The organism is Geobacter anodireducens (genome assembly GCA_001628815.1).
Taxonomy (GTDB): Bacteria; Desulfobacterota; Desulfuromonadia; order Geobacterales; family Geobacteraceae; genus Geobacter; species Geobacter anodireducens.
Map to the genome: position 1 here is coordinate 1827796 of CP014963.1, position 24510 is coordinate 1852305.

Annotated in this window: 12 protein-coding genes and 5 pseudogenes; 3 read left to right on the forward strand and 14 right to left on the reverse strand. The window is 57.6% G+C overall.

Translation table 11 applies throughout. The features are described 5' to 3' along the window. Nucleotides 1-260: 260 nt before the first annotated feature. A complete protein-coding gene (locus A2G06_08355) occupies nt 261-1898 on the forward strand; it encodes a mechanosensitive ion channel protein (GenBank protein ID ANA40307.1) in 1638 nt (545 codons plus the stop codon). A gap of 54 nt (nt 1899-1952) precedes the next feature. Here A2G06_08355 and A2G06_08360 read toward each other — a convergent pair whose 3' ends face one another. The 3 genes and pseudogenes from A2G06_08360 to A2G06_08370 form a co-directional block, all read right to left on the reverse strand. Next, a complete protein-coding gene (locus A2G06_08360; protein ID ANA40308.1) occupies nt 1953-2672 on the reverse strand; it encodes a creatinine amidohydrolase in 720 nt (239 codons plus the stop codon). 22 nt (nt 2673-2694) lie between these two features. Continuing rightward, nucleotides 2695-3446, reverse strand: a pseudogene (locus A2G06_08365) (radical SAM protein). Further along, nucleotides 3439-3807, reverse strand: a complete 369-nt coding sequence (locus A2G06_08370) for a 6-pyruvoyl tetrahydrobiopterin synthase (protein ID ANA40309.1) — start codon at nt 3805-3807, stop codon at nt 3439-3441. Before A2G06_08370 ends, A2G06_08365 begins: the two are co-directional and overlap by 8 nt. A gap of 176 nt (nt 3808-3983) precedes the next feature. Between A2G06_08370 and A2G06_08375 the strand changes: the two are divergent. Further along, nucleotides 3984-4357 (forward strand): annotated as a pseudogene (locus A2G06_08375) (hypothetical protein). Nucleotides 4358-4410: 53 nt separating this feature from the next. On the opposite strand, the gene A2G06_08380 reads toward A2G06_08375, so the two are convergent. The 3 genes and pseudogenes from A2G06_08380 to A2G06_08390 all read right to left on the reverse strand — a co-directional run bounded on the left by A2G06_08380 (nt 4411) and on the right by A2G06_08390 (nt 7525). Then, a complete protein-coding gene (locus A2G06_08380; protein ID ANA40310.1) occupies nt 4411-5961 on the reverse strand; it encodes an elongation factor Tu in 1551 nt (516 codons plus the stop codon). Nucleotides 5962-5980: 19 nt separating this feature from the next. Beyond that, nucleotides 5981-6784: a sulfate adenylyltransferase gene (locus tag A2G06_08385; protein ANA40311.1), complete on the reverse strand. Its 804-nt coding sequence runs from the start codon at nt 6782-6784 to the stop codon at nt 5981-5983. Nucleotides 6785-6818: 34 nt separating this feature from the next. Continuing rightward, nucleotides 6819-7525, reverse strand: a pseudogene (locus tag A2G06_08390) (phosphoadenosine phosphosulfate reductase). Nucleotides 7526-7679: 154 nt separating this feature from the next. Here A2G06_08390 and A2G06_08395 point away from each other — a divergent pair. Next, nucleotides 7680-7909: pseudogene (locus A2G06_08395) on the forward strand (hypothetical protein). Between the two features lie 390 nt (nt 7910-8299). On the opposite strand, the gene A2G06_08400 reads toward A2G06_08395, so the two are convergent. The 8 genes and pseudogenes from A2G06_08400 to A2G06_08435 form a co-directional block, all read right to left on the reverse strand. Continuing rightward, nucleotides 8300-9481, reverse strand: coding sequence for a hypothetical protein (locus A2G06_08400; GenBank protein ANA40312.1), 1182 nt, complete (start codon nt 9479-9481; stop codon nt 8300-8302). Beyond that, a pseudogene (locus tag A2G06_08405) lies at nt 9478-12842 on the reverse strand (ATP-dependent exonuclease SbcCD, C subunit-like protein). Before A2G06_08405 ends, A2G06_08400 begins: the two are co-directional and overlap by 4 nt. Beyond that, complete coding sequence (locus tag A2G06_08410; protein ID ANA40313.1) at nt 12835-13473, reverse strand: hypothetical protein; 639 nt, start codon at nt 13471-13473, stop codon at nt 12835-12837. Before A2G06_08410 ends, A2G06_08405 begins: the two are co-directional and overlap by 8 nt. Continuing rightward, a complete protein-coding gene (locus A2G06_08415) occupies nt 13470-14918 on the reverse strand; it encodes a hypothetical protein (protein ID ANA40314.1) in 1449 nt (482 codons plus the stop codon). The genes A2G06_08410 and A2G06_08415 overlap by 4 nt, the downstream gene beginning before the upstream one ends. Before the next feature lie 41 nt (nt 14919-14959). Beyond that, entirely contained in the window at nt 14960-16273 is a 1314-nt protein-coding gene (locus A2G06_08420; protein ANA40315.1) for a hypothetical protein, read from the reverse strand. A gap of 64 nt (nt 16274-16337) precedes the next feature. Continuing rightward, the gene (locus tag A2G06_08425; protein ID ANA40316.1) at nt 16338-16523 is read right to left on the reverse strand and encodes a hypothetical protein; all 186 of its coding nucleotides are present in this window, start codon (nt 16521-16523) and stop codon (nt 16338-16340) included. Then, a complete protein-coding gene (locus A2G06_08430) occupies nt 16520-17092 on the reverse strand; it encodes a hypothetical protein (protein ANA40317.1) in 573 nt (190 codons plus the stop codon). The genes A2G06_08425 and A2G06_08430 overlap by 4 nt, the downstream gene beginning before the upstream one ends. An 838-nt stretch (nt 17093-17930) precedes the next feature. Further along, nucleotides 17931-24458 carry a hypothetical protein gene (locus A2G06_08435; protein ANA40318.1) on the reverse strand — a complete coding sequence of 2176 codons (6528 nt, stop codon included), beginning with the start codon at nt 24456-24458 and terminating at the stop codon, nt 17931-17933. Nucleotides 24459-24510 lie beyond the last annotated feature (52 nt).

Below are 24510 nucleotides of genomic sequence, written 5' to 3' on the forward strand. Positions count from 1 at the left end.
AGGGCAAAGTCGGGTTGAGTCTTTCCGGTTCAGAAGCCGCTCCCTTGAACATTGAACCAGACTTCGTTGATCGACTGCCACTCCAGCTTAGGACACGAATCAGGCAGGAGGCGGTAAGGATAGCTCTCCCAGCTTATGGTAAGCTTAAAACGATTCACTCCAGCTTCAGGCCCAGAGCTTCGACTCGTACCCACACCTGAAATTGTTTCAATACAGTTGGCTGGTCCCCTGCTCACAGCCTCTACCCCGTCAGAGGAACAATGCGCTTCGTGATCGTGATAGTCGCCCTGCTGGCTGGCTTGCTGGCGACCCCACTGTATTCGGCAGACATGCCGGTGGTGAGCGAGCATTCCCTGGCCCAGGCTCCGGCGGCCGTGACATTGAATGGAAAGCCCCTCTTTTACGTGCGGCACCGCGCTCTGTCGCTGATGCCCCGGGAGCGGGCCGCGCTCATCTCCGAGCGGTTGGTGCGCCTTGCGCGTTCGCCTCTGGTGTCTCCGGCAGATGTTCATGCCGTTGAGGCCGAGACGGTTACCGATATCATCGCGGGTGACACGTTGATCCTGACCGTAACCGATGACGATGCCCGCGCCGAAGGGAAGACAAGGCACGAGCTGGTGCAATCGTATCTTGACGTCATTCGCAAGGCATTGGAGGACTATCACAATGACTATTCGGTCCAGAGCCTGATCAAGGGGGCCGGCTTGACCATTGCTGCCACGATCCTGCTGGCTCTGCTGCTCCTGATCATCAAGCGGTCGTACCCCGTGGTGCGAAACACCATCGAGTCATGGAGCGGTACCAGGATCCGGGATCTGAAAATCCAGTCCTTCGAGATTGTCTCAGCCGGTCGGATAACTCAGGTCATCCTCAGCGCGGTCCGGTGGATCAGGATCCTGGCTGTTTTCCTGCTCGTGTGCGTCTACCTCCTGTCGGTGCTGAGCTTTTTCCCCTGGACCAGGCGGTTTGCCCCTCTGCTCCTGCATTACCTGACCAACCCGCTGGTTACCGCGGTTAAAGCCGTGGCCGATTATCTGCCCAACCTGTTCTTCATCGCGGTCATCGTTGTGATTGCCTACTTCATCAGCCGATTGATGAAGGTTATCATCGGCGAAATTGGCAAGGGTACCATATCCATTCCCGGCTTTTACCCCGAATGGGCGGAACCGACCTACAAAATCTGCCGCTTTCTGGTCATCGCATTCGCGGTTACCGTGGCGTTCCCCTATCTGCCCGGCTCGGAATCCCCGGCATTCAAGGGGATATCCATCTTTCTCGGGGTTCTCTTTTCACTGGGGTCGACGTCGGCGGTAGCCAATGTGGTGGCGGGGATCATCATTACCTACATGCGGGCATACCATATCGGGGACCGGATCAAGGTGGGTGATACGGTAGGAGACGTGGTGGAGAAAAATCTGCTCATAACACGGCTGAGAACGATCAAAAACGTGGACGTGACCATACCCAACTCGCTGCTGCTTTCCAGCCACGTGCTCAACTACAGTTCTTCGGCCCAGGAATACGGGCTGATCCTCAATACCAGCGTCACCATCGGGTATGACACACCTTGGCGGCAGGTCCACGAGCTGCTGATCAGTGCCGCCCGCCGTACCGAGCACGTGCTTGAGCTGCCCGAGCCGTTCATTCTCCAGACAGCGCTCAACGATTTCTATGTGACCTATGAACTGAACGCTTACACGGACAAGCCGAACCGGATGGCAAACCTGTATTCGCAGCTTCACCAGAATATTCAGGATACGTTCAATGAGGCCGGGGTCGAGATCATGTCGCCCCACTACTCCCAGCTGCGCGACGGCAACACGGTTACGGTTCCGGAGCAGTTCCGGCCGGCCGGCTACGTGCCGCCATCGTTCCGGGTGAGCAAGACGGATGACTGACGGGCAGCATGCCCTGGTTCGATGGGAGGGATGCTCGTACTGCGGCGGGAGAAGCTATTCCTCAAACGCCTCCAGGGTCCGGGCGAGCTGGACGACTTTGGCAACCACCAGGTCTTCGATCAGACGGCCTTTTTCCACGCTGGCCTTGGAAGGATCGCCCCACACGCCGCCGGGCCAGTATTTCCGTTTGTTGCGCACCAGCAGGCCCGGCGGAAAGCTGGGGAATTCCCGCTCGGCACAGCCCTTAACCAGGTCCGGATGGGAGTGCATGATGCGGGAGGTTTCAATCTCGCCGGCATGGGAGTCGTCCACGGTTTCGATGATGCTTTTCCCCTCGCGGTACGCCAGTTCGTATTCGGTGACAACGGCGATGTTCAGCTCCGGCAGTTCGGGCAGGAGCTCCTCACCCGCGTCCTGGAGAGCCATCCGGTGAGAACCGCCGGCATGGCCGGTCAGGATGATGACGTTGCGCAGCCCCTGCTGGTAGAGCGACCGGACGATGTCCTTCATGAGGGATTTCAGGGTGGCGGTGGTGATGGAGATGGTGCCCGGATGGCATGAGGTGGAACGGCACGAGCCGTAGTGGACCGGCGGGGCCACGAACAGCGGGATGAGACGCGCAGCTTTTTTGCCCACTTCATAGGCCTGGATGGTGTCCGTGGAAAGCGGCAGGTGCGAACCGTGTTCCTCAACCGAGCCGAACGGGACCAGCACGGTCCGGGTGGCCCGGAGCCCTTCTTCGAATTCGACCATGGTCATGGTTTCGATGATCATGTGCCGCTCCTCCCGCGCAGACTTACAGCTGCCCCATGAACCGGTGGGTCTGGGGGATGATCCGGACCTCGGCCAGGTACCGGCAGGCCAGCTCCTGCAGCTCCAGCGCCTTGACCGGCTTGATGCCGAGGGTGTCGCCGGCCCGGGTGACCGGCTGGAGGATCAGGGGGATGTCCCGATTCACGCCGGCTATGATCTCGCCGGCCCGGGTGATTTCCCAGTCTTCCGTTTCCTCCCCCACGACGATTTTGATGAACGCCCGGCGAGTGTTCGCTATTTCGAGGAATTGGCGGTGGTCGTCCCAGAGGTCGGTACAGCCCGAGGTGGACGGGATTTTGATGTCCATGCCGATGATGTCGACGTGGTTGATCACCAGTCCCAGGGCCGCGTGCATGACGCCGTTGGTTTCAAGGTAGACGGAAGATGCTCTCTCAGAACCGGCAGCCACTGCATGAGAATATCGTGCCTCAGGAGCGGTTCGCCGCCGGTGATGCTGATGGAATCGTGCACCCCGGGCCAGCCCCGCTGCCACCCTTCCACCAGCGCCGCCACCCGATCGAGGGCGACCGGGTTATCCACGGGAACGAAGTCGCGCCGGCCCGGGGTCTGCTCGATACGACACGGCTCGGCCGGCGTACCCGCCGGGGTGTCGCAGTAGTCGCAGGTCAGGTTGCACCCCCGGAACCGGATGAACACCTGGCGCAGGCCGATGAGCATCCCCTCCCCCTGGACCGAGGAGAAAACCTCCTCAAGTTCGGCTCCGGGCTTACTCATAGTAGGTGGCCGCAGCGTTGTCCGACTCCCAGACGGTGATGCTTTCAACTGTCACGTTGCCGTCATTGAGGCGGCGGGACAGCTCGTGGTAGAGGTAGCAGGAGATGTTTTCGGACGACGGCGATATCTCTTTGAACGGCTCCAGTTCATTGAGGTACTTGTGGTCCAGAGTCCGCAGCAGGCCGTTGGTTTCCTGCTTGAGCACCTTGAAATCGATACCCAGTCCGGCCTTGTCCAGTTCGCGGGCCGTGACCGAAACTTCTACGCGCCAATTGTGGCCGTGCAGATTCTCGCAGTCTCCCTGATAATTGATGAGGCAGTGTGCCGCGGCGAACGAGGTGTGAATCGTCAGTCTATACATGGCGCAATCCTTGATTCTGAAGTTGTCAACGTTGCGAATAGTACCACGGGGATGCATAAAATGCAAAAGCGACTGCCTCGCCGCACTGTTTAGATATTTACTTAGGTAAGTATGAACATGTATGATTCCGGCTTGCCGGTACGGCTCACAAACCATGTGCACAAAGGAGACCATGGATGAGTGCGGAGCTTCTCGAAGGCCAGATGCCCCTGTTCGACGTCCCTGCCCCTGTTGAAAAAAGTGAAGCACCCGCTGCCGAACCGGCAGTGAAGGAAGCGCGAAAGCCGACAAAGAAGAAGGCGGCGCCGGAGCCGGTAACGACTGCGCGGCGTGCAAAGGAAAAACCGAAAAAAGCGCCGGCCAGGAGCAGTGCGAAGGCGGTTGGCCCCCGGGGAGGCAGAGGACTGTCGGGGCTTGTGCCGAAGGGGACGTGCGGCTTACGGCCAACATGAGAGAGGATATCCACCTGAAGCTCAAGATAGCCGCGGCCCGTCAACGGACGACCATTGGCGAGATACTTGAAGAGTTGGTGGAAAAATATATTAAATAACAGCGGTTTCCTCCGGCTGGCCATGGCCTGCCAAAGGAAACCGCCCTGCCCTGTCAGGCGGCGGCACGCGCCTCCACACCCCTGTCCCGTTCCCGGTACAGCACCACGTTCACCCGGTCGCGATCGCGACTGAACACGAAGCCGAGGTTATGTTCATAGGCCAGGAGGGCCACCGGCTCGATCTGGACGGGGTCCCTCAGCCTCACGATCAGTCGGTTGCCGGCGGAGAGGTGATCAAGGAAGCCCGGCGTCACATCCAGTTCAACACCGTTTCGCTCAAGAGAGAGATCCACCACGCGCGCGCCGTCTGCGCCGACCTGGAAGTCGTCCAGGCTGAAGCGCCGGACCGCGCTGTCCGCGTCACCCTCCACAGTCTGAATGGTTCCGCCCCCGCCGATCTGGAGGCTGTCCTGAATAACGAAGCGGCCCGTTCGGACGTTCTCGCCGTACCTGTCCACTGCCAGCGGCGTCTTGAGGCTGAACAGGACGGTTCCCACCTCGGTCGGCTGCAACTCGGGCTCATGGCGGCCGATCACCTCCAGGGTCGAGGAATCGAGCCGTTCCTCGATGTCTACCGCCACTGCCTGCACCTCGGCTGTTGCGAGTTTTATGGTGTAGGTGGCTCCTGCCCTGAAGGGCGTATCGGCGAGCCAGAAGATGCTGGCCCGGAATTCCCGGGTGCGGATGGGTGCTTGCTGCGGGCGGGCTATGATCTCTCCCCGTTCCACGAACAGCTCATCCTCGGTGGTGATGCCGACGCACTCACCGGCCCCGGCCCGTTCCAGCCCCGGCTCGCGCCACTTTTCCACACTCTTGACCCGGGTAACCTTTCCCGAAGGCTGAAAGATCACCTCATCTCCCTGCCGGATCTCGCCGGTCTCGACCCGCCCCGCGTAGATCCTGCGGCCGTCCCACGTGTAGACATCCTGAACCGGCAGACGAAGGGGCAGCGTTGCGTCCCCCCGCACGTCGCCAAAGGCATCCAGTGCCTCCAGTATCGTGGGGCCCGCGTACCAGGCAGTGTGCCCCTGGCGGCCGGCCATGTTTTCCCCTTCCCTCGCAGAGATGGGGACGACGTGGGCCGGCACGATGTGGAGCGAATGGAGGAAGGCCCGGATGTCGTTCTCCACCTCTTGGAACCGTTGCCGGTCATAGTCGATCATGTCCAGCTTGTTGACCGCCACCACCACCTGGCGGATGCCGAGGAGCGACAGGACATGGGCATGGCGCTTGGTCTGCTCACGGACCCCTTCGGTGCCGTCCACCAGCAGGATTGCCGCGTCCGCGCTGGCTGCGCCGGTGATCATGTTCTTGAGGAACTGCTTGTGGCCCGGCGCATCGATAATCACGTACCGGCGGCGAGATGTGGAAAAGAAGCTGGATGCCGTATCAATGGTGATATTCTGAACCCGTTCCTCTTCCAGCGCGTCCATGAGGTAGGCGAACTCGAAGGGACGTCCCTGGGCCTTGCAGGTTGCGGCGATCTCCTGGCGGCGGGATTCGGGAATGCTGCCGGTGTCGTAGAAAAGGCGGCCGATCAGGGTTGATTTACCGTGGTCCACATGCCCCACAATGACTATCTTCAGTGTTTCGGACTGGCTCATATCGTATCTCCTTACCCGCTTACATGTAGCCCTTGGCCCGCAGCTTCTGCATGGCATAGGTGTTTTCCTGGTCCTGGGCCCGGCCGGCCCGCTCCGGTGTCTTGATGGCGCGGAGCTCCTCGATGATCTCCTCCACCGTGACGGCGTTCGACTGGATGGGGCCGGTGCAGGGCATGCAGCCGAGGGAGCGGAACCGTTTGCCGTCCCGGGCGAAGTACAGGGGGCAGAGTTCGATCCCTTCCCGCTGGATGTAGAGCCAGATGTCCAGTTCGGTCCAGTGCAGGATCGGGTGGACCCGTATGTGGGTGCCCGGCGCAAAGGTCGTGTTGAACTGGTCCCACAGTTCGGGCGGCTGGTCCTTATAGGACCACTCGAAGTTCTTGTCCCGGGGCGAAAAGACCCGCTCCTTGGCCCGGCTTCCCTCCTCGTCCCGGCGGATGCCGAGAAAGAGGCCGTTGAAACCGTGACGCTCGATGGTCTGGCTCAGCCCGTCGGTCTTGAGCTTGGCGCAGCAGTCGAGTCTCCCCTGTTCGGGCCCCGTGCCGGCGGCAATGGCCGCTTCGTTGCGCCCGACGATCAGATCCGCGCCCCACTCCCGTGCCATGCGGTCCCGATATTCGATCATTTCCGGATACTTGTAGGTGGTGTCGATGTGCACCAGCGGAAAGGGAATCCGTCCGAAAAAGGCCTTGCGGGCCAGATGGATCATGGTGGTGGAGTCTTTGCCCACCGAATAGAGCATGGCGAGATTCTCGAACTTCCGGTATGCCTCGCGAAAGATGTAGATGGATTGCGCTTCGAGTTCATCAAGATGGCTGTTCATGGTTCATTCTCTCCGATTTGATGCCTTGTTCGCCTCACCGGCGGTGCAGCCCACATTCCTTGTGTTCAGGATCTTCCCACCACCAGCGCCCCGACCGGGGGGGCTGGCCCGGGGTAACGGCCCGGGTGCAGGGGGCGCAGCCGATGGACGGATACCCCTGATGATGGAGGCGATTCACCGGCAGTTGCCTGGCCTCCGCATATTCCCATACCTGGCGTCGGTCCAATCCAGGAGGGGGTTGATCTTCACGATTCCGCCGTTGGTGCCGTCGATCTCAAGAGGAGCGAGGTTCGCCCGTGTCACACCGTGAGCCCGCCGCACGCCCGTCACCCAGCCGGCCAGCCCCGCCAGGGCGCGCTCAAGCGGCTCCACTTTGCGGATATGACAACACTGGAGGCGATTGGCAAGGCTTTCACGGAACGAAAACGGCCCTTTCTCCCGCAGCAGCCGCTCCACCTCGTCGTGGCGGGGGAAATACCAATCAATGCCCACCCCGTACCGGGAGACGATAGCCTCGGCGACCTCATGGGTTTCCTCGGGAAGCCGCCCGGTGTCTATGGCGAAGATTCCCACCGGAAGATCATGGGACGTGATCAGGTCGATGATGATCACGTCCTCGACTGAAAAGGAGCAGGCAAGGCTCACGGCACCGCCCGCCGCTTCGATGCCAATTATGAGTATCTCCAGCGGAGTGGCGTCTCCAGGGACCCGGGGCGGTGATGAAAGCTTCTCTGTGGCCATGAACTATTCCCTTCTTGATCTTGGTTCCGGCTAAACACGAACAACAAAATAAACAAACTTGCAAACACAAACCAGTAAACTTGATATATTTGATAATAAAATACCCACTAAAAGTCAACAAGCAAAATAACAAATAAAACTAAAATCGCGTAAAATTCTCGACAAAATATGCATAAATTGTGCACAAATGCAATATAACATATTTAAATATTTAAACAATTGCCCTACCATACAAAGTATTGGTCACAGGCGGGCGTTACTGAGGGGCTTATTGGTACCTCCATGGATTTACATGGTATTTCGTCTCAGTTATCCACTTTTCTTCCTCGTTGGGATATTGACCGGTTCCGCCAGATTCGGCATGCTGGCAAAAATAGTTATTGACACGTAGATTCAGACGGTTACAGCCTGTGCCCATAAGTTATGCATGATGTAAAAGTGCCCAATGATACGTAACAATTTTGTGACTTATCCACAGATGCACCGGGGTTATCCACATCACCCGTGGATAGCTGCCGGTGCCTGTGAAAACCGTCTGCACACCGCCCGTGCAACCGGATAAAGCACAAAAGAAAAGGCCACGATTTCTCGTGGCCTTTCGCTCCTGTCCGACCTTGGCCGGACATTTAAATGGGGTGGCGTCAATCGAACTGATTGTCTATATGGTTATTTTTAAGTATCTTTCCAGAACATAATTTTTAACTTTACCCCCATTTCTACCCCCCCAGGGGAGAGGCTTTGGACCGTCAGAGCTCTCATTGAAGCCGGCCACCACTACTCAGCCAGCTTTTTCAGCGCTTCAACCACCCAATCAAACCCGATTTTCTCCTGTTCAAGGCGCACCCGGTCGCCCAGCCGATTCCGGCGCAGGTCATCGTATAGGGCGTTTTCCTCATGGGTCAATCGCAACAGGTCGCGGGTCTCGGGCTGCAGTTCGGAACCCCAGTGCGGCCGGTGGGCCAGCACGGTCTCCCGGTCCATCAGAAAGGAAGCGGTCCGGGGAAAATGGGCCCGCAGTTGGTCGAGGATGGCAAAGCCGTGGGTGTCGAGGTCGCCCCAGTAGTGGATTTCCCTCTCCCGCAGCCAGCCGGCTTCGGCCAGGGTCTCGAACCCGTAGCCGGCGCCGAAGAGGACCAGGCTCAGGGATGCCGGGGGAAAGGCGAGAAAGTTGATTTCGTTCTCGGTGATGAAGACCCTTTTCACCGGCAGATCCAGGCTGGCAAAGGTGTCGTGGGTGACGGCGAGGTCCTGGTCGGTTCCGGTGGAAAGCAGGGCAAGGCTCGGATCGAGGATGCGAAACCTCAGGCGCAGGGGTTTGTCCCGGAATCCGTACCGGCGGCAGAACCCGCCGACGCCACCGGCAGTGGTATCGATGACATCTGGCTCCAGCACCAGGTCGAGAAGCTCCGCCAGCACAGCCCGGTGCCCCTCGATGAACTTGCTGTGCACTCCGGGAATGTCCACTTGGCGCAGATAGATCCCGGGTCGGGGATGATTCTGCAGCCAGACCACGATGTCGAGAAGGCGTGCCCAGTCTTCGGCCAGCTCCAGAGCGCGCAGCGGCCGTCTGGCCAGCCAGGCCATCAGCTCGGAGCGACGTTCCCGCGTCAGCGAGACCTGCGCGGCAAACCGTTCGGCATCCCGGCGTCGGCCGATCAGCCCGAGGGCATCGTCTAGGGAGTCGATCCAGACCTCGTCCGGTACCCGGTTTTCGCCCAGGATACGGTGATTGACGCTTCGCCATGCTACCCTGTAGTGCTTCGCCTCGCCGTCGAGCCGAGCGATCCAGTCGCGCACCTCGGAGAAGCGCTCGGCCAGTTCCCGGGAGGTCGGCCCTTTCAGGTTCAGGCGCCGGGGGAAGAGCTCCTCGCCGCCGGCCAGACCGGCCAGCAGGCTCCCCCTGTCCCACAGTCTCTGCACCTGGGCGCGAAGGTCGACGGGAGTCGTCCAGGTCATGCCAGCTGCCTCGCTTTCTCAGCCCGGTACTCCTCGATGGTGAGGTTGCGCAGGACCGAAGCTCGACCGTCCTCGTTGTGGACGAAACCGACGCCGGCGACGAAGGGCTCGATGATGTGAATCTTCTGCAGCGGGGTGACGATCAGCAGTTGCAGGTTGAGCTGGGCGAAGAGCCGCAGACCGTACTGGGCCGATTCGTCCGAGCCGCGCCCGAAGGCCTCGTCGATGACCACGAAGCGGAAGGAGCGCGACCGGACCGCCCCCCATTCCAGGCCGAACTGGTAGGCCAAGCTGGCCGCCAGGACGGTGTAGGCGAGCTTTTCCTTCTGCCCTCCGGATTTGCCGCCCGAATCGACGTAGTGCTCATGTTCGCTGTCGTCCTCGCGCCAGCGCTCGCTGGCGGCGAAGACGAACCAGTTGCGCACGTCGGTCACCTTGGCCGTCCAGCGCCGGTCGGCTTCCGACTGTCCCTCGCGACCGCGGAACCGTTCGATGATGCGCCGCACCTGAAGAAACTTGGCCTCCGAATACTGCGCGTCATCCGAGCCGGTGAGCGCTCCTTCGGTACAGGCGCGCAGTTCGGTCTGAAAGTCGCGGATGTCGGCATCAACGGCGGCCTGCGCCTCTAATACGATATAGCGTCCGGGGTTGTAATCGATCTGGGTAAGCGACTCGTTGATGTGGGCAATGCGTTCCCGAATGGTCTCCCTCTCTCGCGCCAGCTGCGACTGGAAATTGGCCACCTCGCGGATGGTGTTCTCGTTGAGCAGCTCCTTGAAGCGCGCCTCGAACCGCGGCAGATCGTCGGCCCGCAACTGCTCCAGCATGGCTCGGTATTCAAAACCGGCCTCGATACTGATGTCGACATCTTGAGTCTCGAGCTTCCATTCTTCCTTATACTCGGTCATCGCCTTGACGATCTTTTCCCTCAACCGACCAAGCTTCTTGTCCTCCGCGTCGATCCTGGTCTGGATCCAGTCGCGCATCTCCCGCTCCCGGTTGTCGCAGGATTCGACGGTGAGCTGATGTTCGCCGAGCGCCTCGTCGCGAAGCACTGCAAGCCGCCCGAAATGCCCGGCATGGCTCGGACCGGATTCTTCCACCAGGGTCCGGGTCTGCTGCATCAACTCCTCGGCGTCGCTTTTCCTTTGTTCAGCCTTGGAACGCTTGTCGTTGCGTTCTTTAAGCTGGCGTTCGGTCTCGGTCAGCGCGGCTTCCACCTCCCTGAGCTGGCCGGAGAGGGCCTGGAGAAGGTCGGAGGCGGCCTCCAGCTGGCGTTTTTCCTCCTCGAGCCTGGCGATCTCCACCGCCAGCGGCCGCCAGTCCAGGTCGCGGAAGTCCCGGTATTCGTCCAGCTTGGAGAGGGTTGCCAGCCGCTCCTTGAGGGTTTTCTGCTGCTCCTGAAGCGTACTGATACGGGTCCCGATTTCCCCCAGATGCGCCTCCAAGCGTCGGGCCTTCTCCTCGAGCACGGCGATCTTGGCCGCATTGCTCCAGCCCAGAACGTAACGGCTGCGGTCGTCGATACGGTGGCGGTCGTCCTTTTCGTGTCGCTCGCCGGTTGCCTTGATCTGACCGGCCCTGGTGATGGCCTTCGTTTCGCGCCGGAACTGCTCTTGCGTGACGCAGCAGGCCACATCGAAACGGTGAGCGACCTCCCGCTCCAGCCAGTCGTAACAGGGCGAATCGGGCTTGAGGGCCAGCTTGCGCACCAGGGAATCGGGATGGAGGGAGGGAAGATCCGTCCGGATGCCGGCGCGCACCCGGAAGTAGACCAGCCGCCCCTTGAGGTGGGTCCTGTCCACCCAGTCGGCGACCCGGGCGTAATGGCAATCCGGCACCAGCAGAGAGAGACCGAAATTGCGCAGCAGCCGTTCGATGGCCCCTTCCCAGTCGCGCTCATCCTCGCGCACCTGAAGCAGCTCCCCGGCAAAGGGAGATCCTCTTCAAGGATCTCCAGGGCGCCGCACAGGGCACGGCGCAGGGCGATCTGCTTCTCGTCGATATTGCTGCGCCGAGCCCTCAAACCGTTGATTTCGGCCAGCAACTGGCCATGCTCACGGCGCCCCTGGGCGAAGAAGACCCCGGCCTCGTTGAGCTCGTTCTGCACCCCGGCTTCCTCTTCCGCCGTCTGCTCCCGAAGCTCTGCGCACTGCCGGCGCTGGGCAAGGAAGGGCTCCTCGGCCTCGGCCGCAGGAATTCCCAGAGGGCGCACCAGATCGGCATAGCGCCCGGCCTTCTGTCTGCGGCGCCCCTGCTCCTCTTCCTTTTGCCGGATCGCCTCGCCGATGCTCTCGATCCGGTCGCCGCCGTTTTCGGCGATGGTGCGACGCAGCTCCCGTTCCCGCCCCTGCTGCGCCCGGCGCTGCTCCTCCAGGCGTTCGATATGGACATGGTGGCGGGCCAGTTCCTCCCCGAGGGTGGCGAGGCGCTTTTCCAGAAGTTCCTGTTTGAGACCGGCAAACCAGGGGCGAAGGGCTTCCCGGCAGGCGCGCAGCTCCTCGGTCGCCTTGACCAGTTCCCCGTGCCGGTCGCAATCGGCCACCAGGGGCTGAAGCATCTCCACCTGGCGCTTGGCCTTGAGCACGGCCTCGTGGGCCCTGTTGAGGTCGTCGAAGTGGTGGAGAAGCGCGGCGATGCGCGGCGCGACGTCGAAGGGCTCGAGCATGTGGCTGCGCACGAAATCGGTGAGATTCCCCACCGACTTGAGGGAAACGGTCTGATGAAAGAGATCCAGGGCCTGTTCGTTGTCGATGCCAAAGCGCCGGCGGAACCATGCCCCGTAGGGCGGAAAGCTGTCGAAGAGCTCCGCCCCGGCCCCGCGCAGGCGCTTGCGCAGAGCGCCGATCTCGGTGCCGAAGCGGGAAAAGTCGGAGGCGATGGAGAGATCTCGCTCGCAGGCCGCATAGAGGCGGGCCGGCTGACCGGCGGCGTCCTTCATCCAGAAGACCTGGGCCAGGGTCACCGTCTTGTTGTAGCCGGCGTTGTGGAAAACCCCGAGGACCACCGAATAGCTGTTGTGGTCGCGCAGGGCGACCGGCTTGGCGCTGCCGAGCGTGTCGTGGCGCTCCGACTTGTAGTACCCCAGGGTGTAGGAACGCAAGGTGCGCTCACGGGTGTCGGCCCCGGCCGCCTTGTTGTAGGCGATGCGATGGCTCGGCACCAGCAGCGTGGTAACGGCATCGACCAGGGTCGACTTGCCGGAGCCGATATCCCCCGTCAGCAGGGCATTCCTGCCGCCCAACTGCAGCGTCCAAACCCTGCCGTCGAAGGTCCCCCAGTTGAACACCTCAAGTCGCTGCAGACGGAAGCCGGCCAGTCTGTCGTCGCCGATGAATTCAAGCTCCAGGGTCTCAGCCATCGGCCGCCTCATCGCTCTGTCCCAACTGACTCTGATAGGCCGCCAGCCGCTGATCGAATTCGGCCAGCCACTGGGCATCGACAAAAGCCTTTAGTATGCGCCGGACCTCGAACATCCGCTCCTGCCCGCGCAGCCGGCGCACGAAACCGAGGTCGACGATCCTGTTCAGATGACCGTCGACCTGGTCGATCAACTTCGTCTCGTTGCTCCCGGCGGGGAGAAAGACCCGGACCAGTTCCACCACCTCGTCCCGGGAGAGGATCAGGCGCGTCTCCCCTCCGCCGGCGTCGAACTCCGCCAGCTTCTTGCGCAGAAGCGCCAGCAGCAGGCTGACCGGGAAGGAGAGCTGTCGACGGGCCACCAGACGCGGCAGGTTGCCTGCGGCACTCTCGTCCTCCTGCTCGGGTTTCGAGCGCAGGAACGCATACCCCTCGGCTTCGTCCAGCATCAGCTCCAGGCCGAGCACGGCCACATAGTCGCGCACCCTGGCCTGCAGGTTCAGCAGCGAATTCCACAGGCCGGGGCTGTCCTCCAGGTAGAGAACGCCCTTCAGAAGCGGCACGACAACCACCGAAAGGTCGTGCGTGGCGCCGGAGGGTGCATCCATTTGTGGATTTGAAGCGTCCATCATCCGTTCCTTACGAAAATAACGCGCGGCATCCGTGCGCGTCGGACCGTTCCGTCGTCGGTTTGCCACTCCACCAGGTCCTGCTGTTCCTCATCCGCAGCGGCATGGGGCCACTCACCGGCCAGTTGCAGATAGGCCACGAGTTCCGCCAGCCCGTGGCGCAGAGGATGCCGGGAGATCACCTCGCCCAGGCTGATCTGGGAGCGCGCTTGCAACGCCTGGCGGATGTGCCGGGAGAGCTCCGCCCGGTCGACCACCACCTGGGCATAGAGCGCCGCCGTGTCGACATCGGCATCGCCTTCTTCCAGTTCCACATCGGCGATCATCGGCTTGACCGGCGGGCGGTAGAGGGGCCGCTCCAGCGGCAGTTCAATGCTCGCGGCGGTATCGGCCAGCTGCATGAAGTCGCCGGCAGGAGGCGCCTCGCGCACCGCCAGGGCCCGGGCCTCAATATCATGGAGGATATCCATGATGCGGCGGTTCTCCAACCAGGCCTGATCGTCGAGGAAACGCCGGAGTTGCTGGGAGAGGCGGGCCACGGTGCGCTGGGTGTGTTCGCCGGCTTCCAGCCAGTCGTAGTGCACGCGCTGCAACCGGGCTTCCGGGCGCATCGCGACGACCGGCGGCAGGGACAGCACCTGTTCCAGCAGGCGGCTGAGTTCCTCCTGCCGGGTCTGGGACATGAGAAAATCCCAGAAGGCGCGGAAGCTTTTCCCCTGATCCGAATCGGCGATGGCGTCGCGTTCGCCCATGATCTCTTCGAGCAACGCGCCCTTGGCCCCCTCCCAGAGGGCGATGCGCTCGCGCACCCGCCGGTCGAGGGTGCGAAAGTTATGCTCGACCTCGCGGAAGTCAGTCAAAAGGTCCCGCGCCAGCTGCAGAAACTGCTGGAAACGATCCTTCAGCGCCGTGTCGTCCAGCAGGGGGATATCCCCGGCAAGGATCCGGGAGATTTCGGCGTCGATCTCGTCCCGGCGTTTGTGCAGCTCGGCGATCCGCGCCTGGGGATCGGTCTGGCTCCCTTCGCTCATCTGCCGCAACAGCTCGAAGAGCGTCAACAGTCGCGACTCGGTGCCGACAAACGCCCGCTCGGTCAGGCTCGCCAGCCAGGCCAGCGCCTTTTCCGTGGCCGGTGTCAGGTCGAAATGGGGCTCGTCCGACCCGGCCGGATAATACTTGCGCAGCCACCCCTTGTTGTTGTCCGCCCAGTCGTTGAGATAGCTCTGGGCCGAGCCGGGAAACGCCTCGGGACCGTGTTGCTCGCGCAGGGCGAAGAGTTCGTCCTCCAGCGCCTCGGCCAGATCGGCCTGGGCCATAAACCGCACATTCGGGGCGATAAATACCCGGTGCAGAAAACTCGCCACCAGGGGGGCATGTTTGGCGCACAGCAGCCTCCAGGCCGGATGGCTCTGGCGCAGCAATTCCAGTGTGCCGTAATCGAGGGTCATGTGCTGGGGAACCTCAGCTTAAGCGTAAACAGAAGACAGGGTCACCGCTCATCGGGTGATCTCCATTCCATGAAATGGTCAAGAGCATCTACGCTGCCGACCAATTCGCGCGCCAGTTTCAGCCTCTCCAACATCTTGAGCTTTTCGTCGCCGCACAACTCAGCCGCTCGTCGCTCAGCATCTTGGAAAAATTGCTCGATGCGGTTTGCTTCTGCCCATCCGGCGATGATTTGCAGAAGTTCTTCCTTGCTCTTTTGGAGCGCCTCGGCGGCCCGGCGCTCAGCCTCTTGCCGGCGCCGCTCCTCTTGCTGTGCCTCCCATTCTCGGCGCTCGATCTCAGCTTGACGCTCCCCTTCCTCGACAAGACGGGCAATCTCCACCGTTGCCCGCTCGAGCTCTTTGACAATCGCCTTCGTTTGACTAACCAGGTCACGATTGTTGGTTTCCTGCCACCGGCAGACCCACCCAGCCCTCGGATAAGGTGAATAGGCCTGCAACCTCAGTCTGCCCGTGGGGAAATCTTTTTTCGTCGTCCAGCCGCGATCGAATCCGTAGCCTCTCCGCTTGGACGGAACGTAATCCTTTTCCCGAATGTATTTACCATCGACGTAGCGGACTTCAACTTCCTCCACCATCTCGATTATGGTCAAACCGATCGCAACGGTTCCGACATATACAACGGTACATCTATAAGGGCACCAGAGATTGTTAAAGTCATAGCCGCCCCGCTTCCTGGGAACTTCGTACTCATCAACTTTCGCCCTGTGAAAAGACTCTGTTTTTGGCGAAAGAACAACCCGATGGCCCCGCTCTTCAAGAAGAAGGAACAACTGGTTGGCAAATGTCAGTGCTTTGTCGAGAGCTGTCTTGGTAACAATCAGATCAACCAGCAACCTCTTGGCGGGCTTCAGATAGCCCACCTCATAAGACAAGCGTCCGGATTCGAAAAGCGCCTTTGCCCCGTTGAGCAATGGATGTTGATCAGATCGAACTACTGTTGGCTTTGCTTTCCGTTTTGGCCTTTTGGATGGCGGGCGAGGGAGCGGCCTGTCTACTTTGACGGTTTCGCCATCCCGTGACCACACCAGCTCATCGCCCGGCTGTGCATCAGGCAAAGGAGGTTTCGGCGGAGCCTTGCCGACCGCCAGCTTGGCCCAATAGCCGCGTTCTGGCCTTGGAACGTTGAGGAGGGTGCAGATTCTAGCCATGTAGCTCGATGAGACACCGAACCTTGCGGCGACCTTGAGCATGGGCTCCGACCAGACGAGAGCGTACAGGTCCTCACGCGTCAGCGGAGTGGATGGCGTCGTATCGTTTACATCGTGGTTGGAAGAGCCAGTATCTTCTTTTCCCATGATATGGAAGGTCCAGATCTGGGTTCATCTTGCCAACGTGGAGGAGCGACCCCGAGCCCCAACCCTAGGAATGTTTCCTGTCGACTTCGGGGGCGTCTTCACCAACCATGACCGGCTTGCCGTTCTGCCAGATCACGGCGTACTGGCCGAGACGTCTTTTCTTTTCAAGCGCCTGCGCCACCGCGCTCTTCAATGTTGCCAGCTCTATCTGGCCCTTCTCCGAAGGAACAGCCTTCCGGGTTGCATTCATAGTCCAGCCCCTTGCAGCAATTGGTTGTAATGGAAATCGTCAATAATATTCAGATCTTCACCCCGTTGCTCGAACACCAACACCGGGTTTTCGCCATCGTTCATGAAACAGATACAGCGATCAACCGCATGGCTGAACGCATGAAGCAGATTTTTCAGACTGCGGGGAAAACGCCGCTCGATATCCTTTTGCGGAATGTTGTGTCCGCCGTGGGCCACCCGCTCGACGACGCGGAGTTTCGACATCTCTACGCTGGGCAGGGCCAGATAGATCAACTCCACCTGCCAACCGCCGCTTTGCAGGCGTTCGATCAGCCGCAGATAGGTGCGCCCCGCGAGGGTCGTCTCAAAGGCAAAGTCGTCTCGGCGGGCGATGTACTCCTCGATCTCGCGCAAGAAGATCCGGCTTGCAGCAATCAATTCCCGTTCAGGAGCCAGGGGAGACAACCCCGCGGCGATAAGGTCGGCGTTGATGAAGTTGGTGCAGCCCGCCACCTTGGGCAGATATTCCAGGGCAAAGGTGGTTTTGCCCGCGCCGTTGGGGCCGGCGATGATCCAGCAGGTGGGCACTACCTTCCCTCCTTCTTTTGTCGCATTTCCTCGCGGGTCATACCGCTATCGTTCTCTCTTTGCCGAACATGATCAAAGTCAAGATGGCAAACCTGACACCGAGTATCTGAAACCTGGGTAATCGAGGCCGAGGTAGACGGGTTAAAAGTTGGGGCTCGCTCCCAATTGGGTAGATACGTAGCCAAGTGGTAGTTGTCATTTCTTTCGGTGGTCCTTTGAATCTACTGCGTCTATTTGGGATTGCATAAGTAATTTTCTCAGATTCGACGCGAGCGCTTCAGCCCTTGCCTTAAAATCATCAAGCCGCTTAACTCGATCCTCAAGTTGCTTTCTCTGCTTTGCTTCTGGGTTAGATTGCATAAGCTTATTTTCATCGTAAATAATTCGAAGAACTGTAAAATCAAGGCCATCGTCTAAACCTGCGGCCTCGGCAAGTGCAACCCAATCCCTTGAACTGTCCAAGGCAGTATGAGAGGCCTGTGTTAAGCAATAGGATATTAGTAATTTCGCTGAGTAATCCAAGGCATCTGCAAGTTCAAGCCACTTTCTAGTTTCTGGGCTCTCCTCGGATTCGTCGACAGCGTTTCTTACTGCCCGAAAATATCGGGGCGTTTTGTCGGAAGGATCAAGACTCTTAAGAGCCCTCAGGATAGGCCCCAAATCCTCAAAAGGACGATTGCCGTTTGGCAATTGGTGGCGGTGTTTCCAAAGGGCGAGAATAGCATCGGCGCATTTAGCCAACTTTTCTGGTCGGTCTTCTACACTGGCGGTCTCCGCATCCTTAATCAGTTCCGCAATATAGTGAGCCATCCAGCGACTTAGCGTATCTTCGCCCGGATCAAGACCCAGCTCTTTGACTAATGCCCGACCAAGTGCCAATACGTCCTTTGGCATCTGCGATGGAGCCGTCTGCTTTGAGGAGGAGGATTTTGTTGTGCGTCTTCTCTTTTTCGGCTGATTCATATGCCCGTCCATATTCTTTGCGGAGCTCGCGCTCGATTTGCACTTCGCTGATTAAATCCCATCCACCTTCAGCAAGGAAATTCTGTATTTTTTCAACGTTGGCCCACAAACGCCAGCCACTCGAGCGAATCCGTCGGGGGTAATAGTCGTCCTCTGGGGCCGGTTCGTCACACCAAGCTTCGTATATGAATACGGCTTCACCAGTGTCATTGCATATCCATGCTCGATTGCAATTGGCCAGGGATACCAGTGGTACGAGTCCAAGAGCCTCTTCCGGCTTGCGCCCTGGTGTAGCCCTTATCTGGCCAACGTCATATCTGAAGGGATCGTTATCATCGAAGCGCAAATCCCCTCCCATATGCGAAAGCCAGCCCAGAAGACAATAAGGATACGAATTGATCTGTAGGTCGTCGTTCTCATTCGGAAGTCTAAGACCCCAAATGTTTCGTTCCGATTGAAGCGCACGAGCAAGTGCGGAGCCAGATTCAGGTGATACAAGGGCTGAACCAATCCGAATGGTTGTCTCTCGTTTAGCGAAATACACGCTATAGTCACCTTTGACAACGATCCATCCCTCGCGGTAAGGCGTGGAGACTCCGGCCTCGGCAAGGAATTCCTGCCTGCTTACATTGTTAACCCAGCCCTTATCGGAACGTGGGTCTTCTTGCCACATCCGAGGTTCAAGTGGCGTTGCGCCCCGATTATCGACGAGCCATTCAGATATTTCCGTAGGTAGAACTTTTTCAAGCCAGTAGTCGAAACGGTCAAAGTAGTCCTCTTCATTGCTGGAAATTGGATGAGTATTAAGCAATTCACCCACAACACAATACACTGCATTCCACTCCAGATGTCGGCCGTAGCGTTCAACTATTGGAAAGGACCCGTGGCGGTGCGACCATAAGGCGTACCCCCGCTCACTGTAGCGACCTTTTCTTGGCTCCATGTCCCAATAATTGGCCTTCGGGTGGGCCTCCCATTCGTCAATAATCCACCTCTCGGCCATATCAAGAATATCATCCTGAGATGCCGTGGGGAAAATACGGAGGATGGGATTAAACCAGTAGGGGATTGTATCTGTGTCATCAAATTTGAACCTGCGGCTTTCACTTCGTGTGCGACTGAATGTCCGAGAATGACTCTGTTTCCCAGCTGACTCCCCCTTGAGGGCAGTGTTAACTCGGTTGATTTTATCTCTCTCTTTGGATGTCAGCGAAATTACACCTGCTGATTCCAATTGAATCAAGGTGCGTTTGGCATATTCCCGAATTCCAACATGAGGTAATTCGGAAGAGGTCGCAAGGTCGAAGATCTGATCTTTGCAAGCGCTCAGCGCTTCAGGCGTTTCGGAGCTGATTCGATGCAGTGATATCGCCAGCCAAAGTTTTGCCGCCAGAAAGTAGAAGGGTGCGGTAGGGTCACGGAAAGCAACATCCTTGACACGGCTCGATTGCAGGATCGTTGCCTCAACGACATCGTAACAACCGAGGTTTGCCATGCAGCGCAATGCATGAGCAGATTTCCATCGAACTCGTGTGTCGATATCACTCATGAGCGCAAACAGAAAGCGGGCAACCGCTTCCATTGGGTCTTGAGGTATATCGGAAAGAATACACAAGGCATGATCTACAGCCGGAAGCCGATTCCGAAGGCGCTCTGTATACCAAGACAATTGCTCGCCTGCTTCTCCTTCATCAAGAGCACGCGCAATTTCTTCGGCAATGGCGAACAAAGCACGGCTGTTCAGAGCTTCGCCAGCTTTCGCGACTCCTGCGAGAAAGATGCGAAGGCGACCCTCGACATCCAAGCCGGTGTGATCCAATAGCTTATGCAGGGCGGCGTCTCCCTCTTTAAGCCATCGTGTAGCACCATAGAAATGTGTGACTAATACTGACGGCAGAGTCTCGATGCACCAACGATCAACTGCGGGGGTGCCTTTCCAGGCATCCAATGTGTCACGAAGCAAATCAATCCGGGTGCTCTCCCAAATTGCGTCATCAGGCACATTCGCAAGCGCGCTCAGGAAGGAAACTCTGTCTCTGATGTGCGAAGAGGCATCCCTCATTCTTCTAAGAAGGTCACCATCATGATGGCGTAGACCAGAGGTTTCCGCTTCTTGCAAGACTTCCGCAATAGACTCCGGGGTAGTGAAAGATCTCCCTTGTGGATCAAACTCGAACTCCTTGGGATAATCACGACCGTTGTCCAGCGAAAGCACATTGTCCTGCAAATCCGTTGCTGACTCTTCAGACTTATTGAAATTGGGTTGTTTCAGTAATTCGACTGTCTTCCTAAGGAGCTCAAGCCAATCACCGTCTCGGCTTATATCTGTAGATATTTTTTCAACAATCTCTTCCCCTGAATTAAGCCTCCCGTGTTGGGGTAAGAAAAGAAGCGTTTCCTTTGCCAGTTCTTCGATAATTCCTCTGTAATGTAAAGGATTCTCCGCTGCTCTGGCGACAAGATCCTTCCGAAGATCACCGGCAGCCCCTCCAATTATCAAGGCCAGGGATGTTGCCATTTCAGGGTTAATAATGCCTCTTTGCAAGGCAGTCAGAAGATATCGATCTAAAGTATTTTCGAGCCTTACAGTTCCATCGTCGGCCCATCGACAGAGCGCCGCTAGTGCAGCTGCGTCATCCACACTAGTAAGGGCGTGTATAGCGGATCTCCATGGAAAGCCATCTCGACCCGAAAGACGCTCAGCTGCGCCAGTGACAAAGGCAAAGATATCTCCTGCTACCGTCTTGCGGTTGTGTTGCCCCGGTATGCGGGCACGTTCAGCCAGAACCGATACGAAATCTATTTGGTCAATGGCTTCCTGATCGATCTCCTTTGCAATACTGACGGCATCATTAAAGACTGACGCAGCATCGTCCCGGCTTACTGGCAGTATGAGCCTGGACAAACGGATCAGCGCATCAAGTTTATCTGACGAAGCCTCGCGAAGGTTTTTTATGCTTTCCGCGGTTTGTGCGACCAGCTTTACAAGTTCTACAGTCTCTGTGGTGCGAAGCCTCATCAGGGACAGAAATTTTTGGAGATTACTTGCGAACAAGTCACTGTATCGCCCCTTGGCCAGAGTGTTCGCATGCTCGACGAGTTCGGAGGCTTTGATGCTATCTACAATCAACAAACCCATTATGCTTTGAGCGGCCATTACACGCAGTTTAGAGCTATCGTGATCATGATCGAAGTCGTATGCATGTGAGGCAAGTTTTTCGAGCCTATTCAATTGCGATTTTTCAATATGCTGTTTCTCTCTTGCGCGCGAAAGAACTTCAAGACGTTCAGAGTAAATTGGAAACAAGGCTCGCATTTTCTTGTTGAGCCGTTCGATCTCCCTATCATCCCTCTGTTGATCTTGAGCTGATTTTTTTGACTTTTTCCCACTACCCTGTTTTTCTTCGTTGGGCTCTGGACTGAGAGAATGAACATAGGAAATGAAATTTTCAACTTTTGCAGACCTCTCGACAAGCTTCTCCCTGAGGAGCCAGCAGCGGAAAAGGCCGTCAATTCGACTTACGTCAAAGAGATACAGACGTCGCTTCTGCTCCCCTTCGAGAGAAAGCAGAATTTGGTTTACGGCAGAAAGAATGATCTGGCTATCCAAAGCCATCTTAAAGGCTAACTCGCAAGCGGAGATGAAGGTGTCGAGAAGGGACTTTTGCCAGTGTTCTTGGCTGTGTGAGACACCAAAGGCATTGACGTCGGGAACGAAACGTCGCCGGAGCTTTTTAAGTGATTTTTGGATCGCCGGGCCAGAAACGGATTCCCCCGCCATCGCTAGTGGTACCCACAAAAGCAAGTCCCATGGACTGGGAGGCGAGCATTCCGTTAGGAGAGCCCTGAGATGATGAATTTTATCGGCTGCGATAAGTTGAGGCACAAGAATAAAAGCGACGCGTAGCGAAACATCGCGTGGGCTCCATCGCATTAGCTCGGTAAATGCTGCTTCCGGACCAGCAAGTTCCAGAATCGTCTCGACACGTGCCGAAACATCACGATCCGTTACGGCCCAGTTATTAAGCTTCTCTTTCTCGATCTCGCGACGACGATTAAGCCATGCGTCGTGAAAGTGTAGCTGCTCTATGGCCGTTATACGGTCGCCCGATCGGATTGCCCGTACAGCGTCTTGGGCAAGAAATGATCCCTGTTCCTCGATGCGATCAGGGTCCATAAGGATCGTTCGGCGCAGCGATGGGCCGGCGAATTCCACCGACAGGTCCAGCTCTTTTTCGAGTACTTCACATAATGTGCTGTCATCACGCTCGGCCTCAGCGCTGATCAGAACGGTCCTAAGGGCATCCGCCGCTGATCCCGCTTCTCGGCACGCGGCGAGCGAAAGCTTAAGCCGTCTGACCTGGACCTGACGGCGCAAAATTGGGTCGCTAATCGCTATCACCTGTGGGTCGCGCTCAACAATGGATAAAACATCGCGCGCCCTATCGGCATTTATCAGCGCATCAGCAACATGAAGCGCGCAGTAGGGGTCGGTTTGGAAAAATGCCATGAAGTCTTCAGCAATATTTGAAATTATGGCACTTCGATTGGCTGAAGCACTGCTGGCAATGAAAGCCTCGAAGTCTTCGTCAGCAATAGTTATAGAGGCTTGGTGAAGTCGAAGTCCGGGAGTAAGTTCGAGAACGAAGTCACGAACAGTGTCCTCGCTACAGCCTGAAATGCGAGCCACTGAGGACACGGAAACGGGAGCAGGTAAAAATGCCAATGAGCCGATGAGTTTTTCAAATAGATCAGGCTGACCGAGTTTCTTTAGCGCAGTTTTGAAGCTTGCACTGAGGATGTCAGGCAGGTTTTTACCCCCCGGACGGAGTGCATCGAGGAGCTGAGCTGGGTCGCCTTTGGCAGAGGCAATTGCATAAGCCTGAACACGCGGATTTTGATTCGACAGATGATGAAATTGCTCAACAAAGCTGTCAGGCAAACAAGGGAATATAGTTTCAAGATGCTGATTGGTTTCCCCCAAAGTAAATGGCGGGCAAATGACCTCTGGTGTATCTGGTGGTAACCGGAGTGAAGCACGACGTGTTGGGTCGGTTCTGCATGAAATTATGAAATGCACGTTTTTCGGCAAATCCGACAAATTGGCGTCGATAAGGTCGTGAACGAAAGCCTTTTCAGGTGGGTTGGCGTTGTTGGCTGCTGCAACTGCATTATCTGCTGCATCGACAATGATCAGAAGCATTCCGTTTGGGATAATATGCCCGAGTGCTTCACCCGCCGACCGAAGCTTTTGCATGAGCAACTTTATGTTGGCCGGATATTTTGTGTTTCGCGGGATGAACAAAGGGAGACGGAGTGTTACGGCGAGTTCGTTGGTTAGTTGAAGAAAGGCATTTTCTGCCAGGTGTCTCTTGTCATCGGCATGAATATAGCGACCTCCACCGAAACAGTCGAAAAAGATCGTCGCTGATCCATCGGGCAAACGGTCGGCAATCTGTCGCATGAGCGTCGTTTTTCCACAGCCTCCAGCGCCATGAACCAAAACAAGGCGCTCCCCTTTTTTCAGCAAGCTGACAGCTTCTTCAGCAGCAGAGCGCTTCACCGCCTTGTCGGGTATGCGAACATCTGGAGCGCATGGGAACAAACCATCGCGGCCACATAGGCCGAACCAAAGAAAAAGATCCTTTTCGGTGACGGTCTCCCTGCTGCGCTCCGGTATCATCAATTCGCGAACTCGGACTTGGAGTTCTCGCACTTCTGAAGACACATCATTGCCTAGAAGCTCTGCAACCGAGGCCACCACTTTTTCCCTCACAGCGAAGCGAGAGTGATAGCCGCACTCCTTGAGATCCAGTGTTTCGAGAAAACTCTGAAACTCTTTTTCAACGATGCCGGACGCAGTAATCAGGCGTTTGAGGTTGTCCTTAATAGTTTGATCGATATCGGCCTTTTTAAGTGACCCCGACCAGCGGGTACCAAGCGCCTCCTTGAGCTCTTCTGCTACTTCTTGATTACTGACAAGCCGAATGGTCAGCGGTGCGCCTGACTTCATGCGCAATTTAGCGCTTTTGAAATCATCAGCCATCTTGCGGATGACAGAGTTATTTGCTTTTTTTGCAGTATTTTCCGTCAGCCGCGCAACCGACCAATTCTTTTCAGGATTGGCAGAGGAATATTTGAGCTGGGCGAACTCTACCCGATCTGCGGTTTCAAGCGACGTTCCTCCGTAGTACAGTGCACAATCGACACCGTCCCAGGTGGGATTGTCGGCAGCCTGTGCAGGAGTGTCCGTCCTGACCCCTTCAACACCGATAGCCTTTAACTCAGTTTCCGGGCGCAGAAGTTCGAGCACCTGCTGTAATGCCCACAGTTCGTGAAACTGGTCACCAGTGTTGGAACCGCGAGCGCCACGGTAATCGACGCTTGAAGAAATACTCGTCACTTACTTCTCTCCCAACCCTTCGGCGTCAATCTCAAACAGCTGCACCGATCCG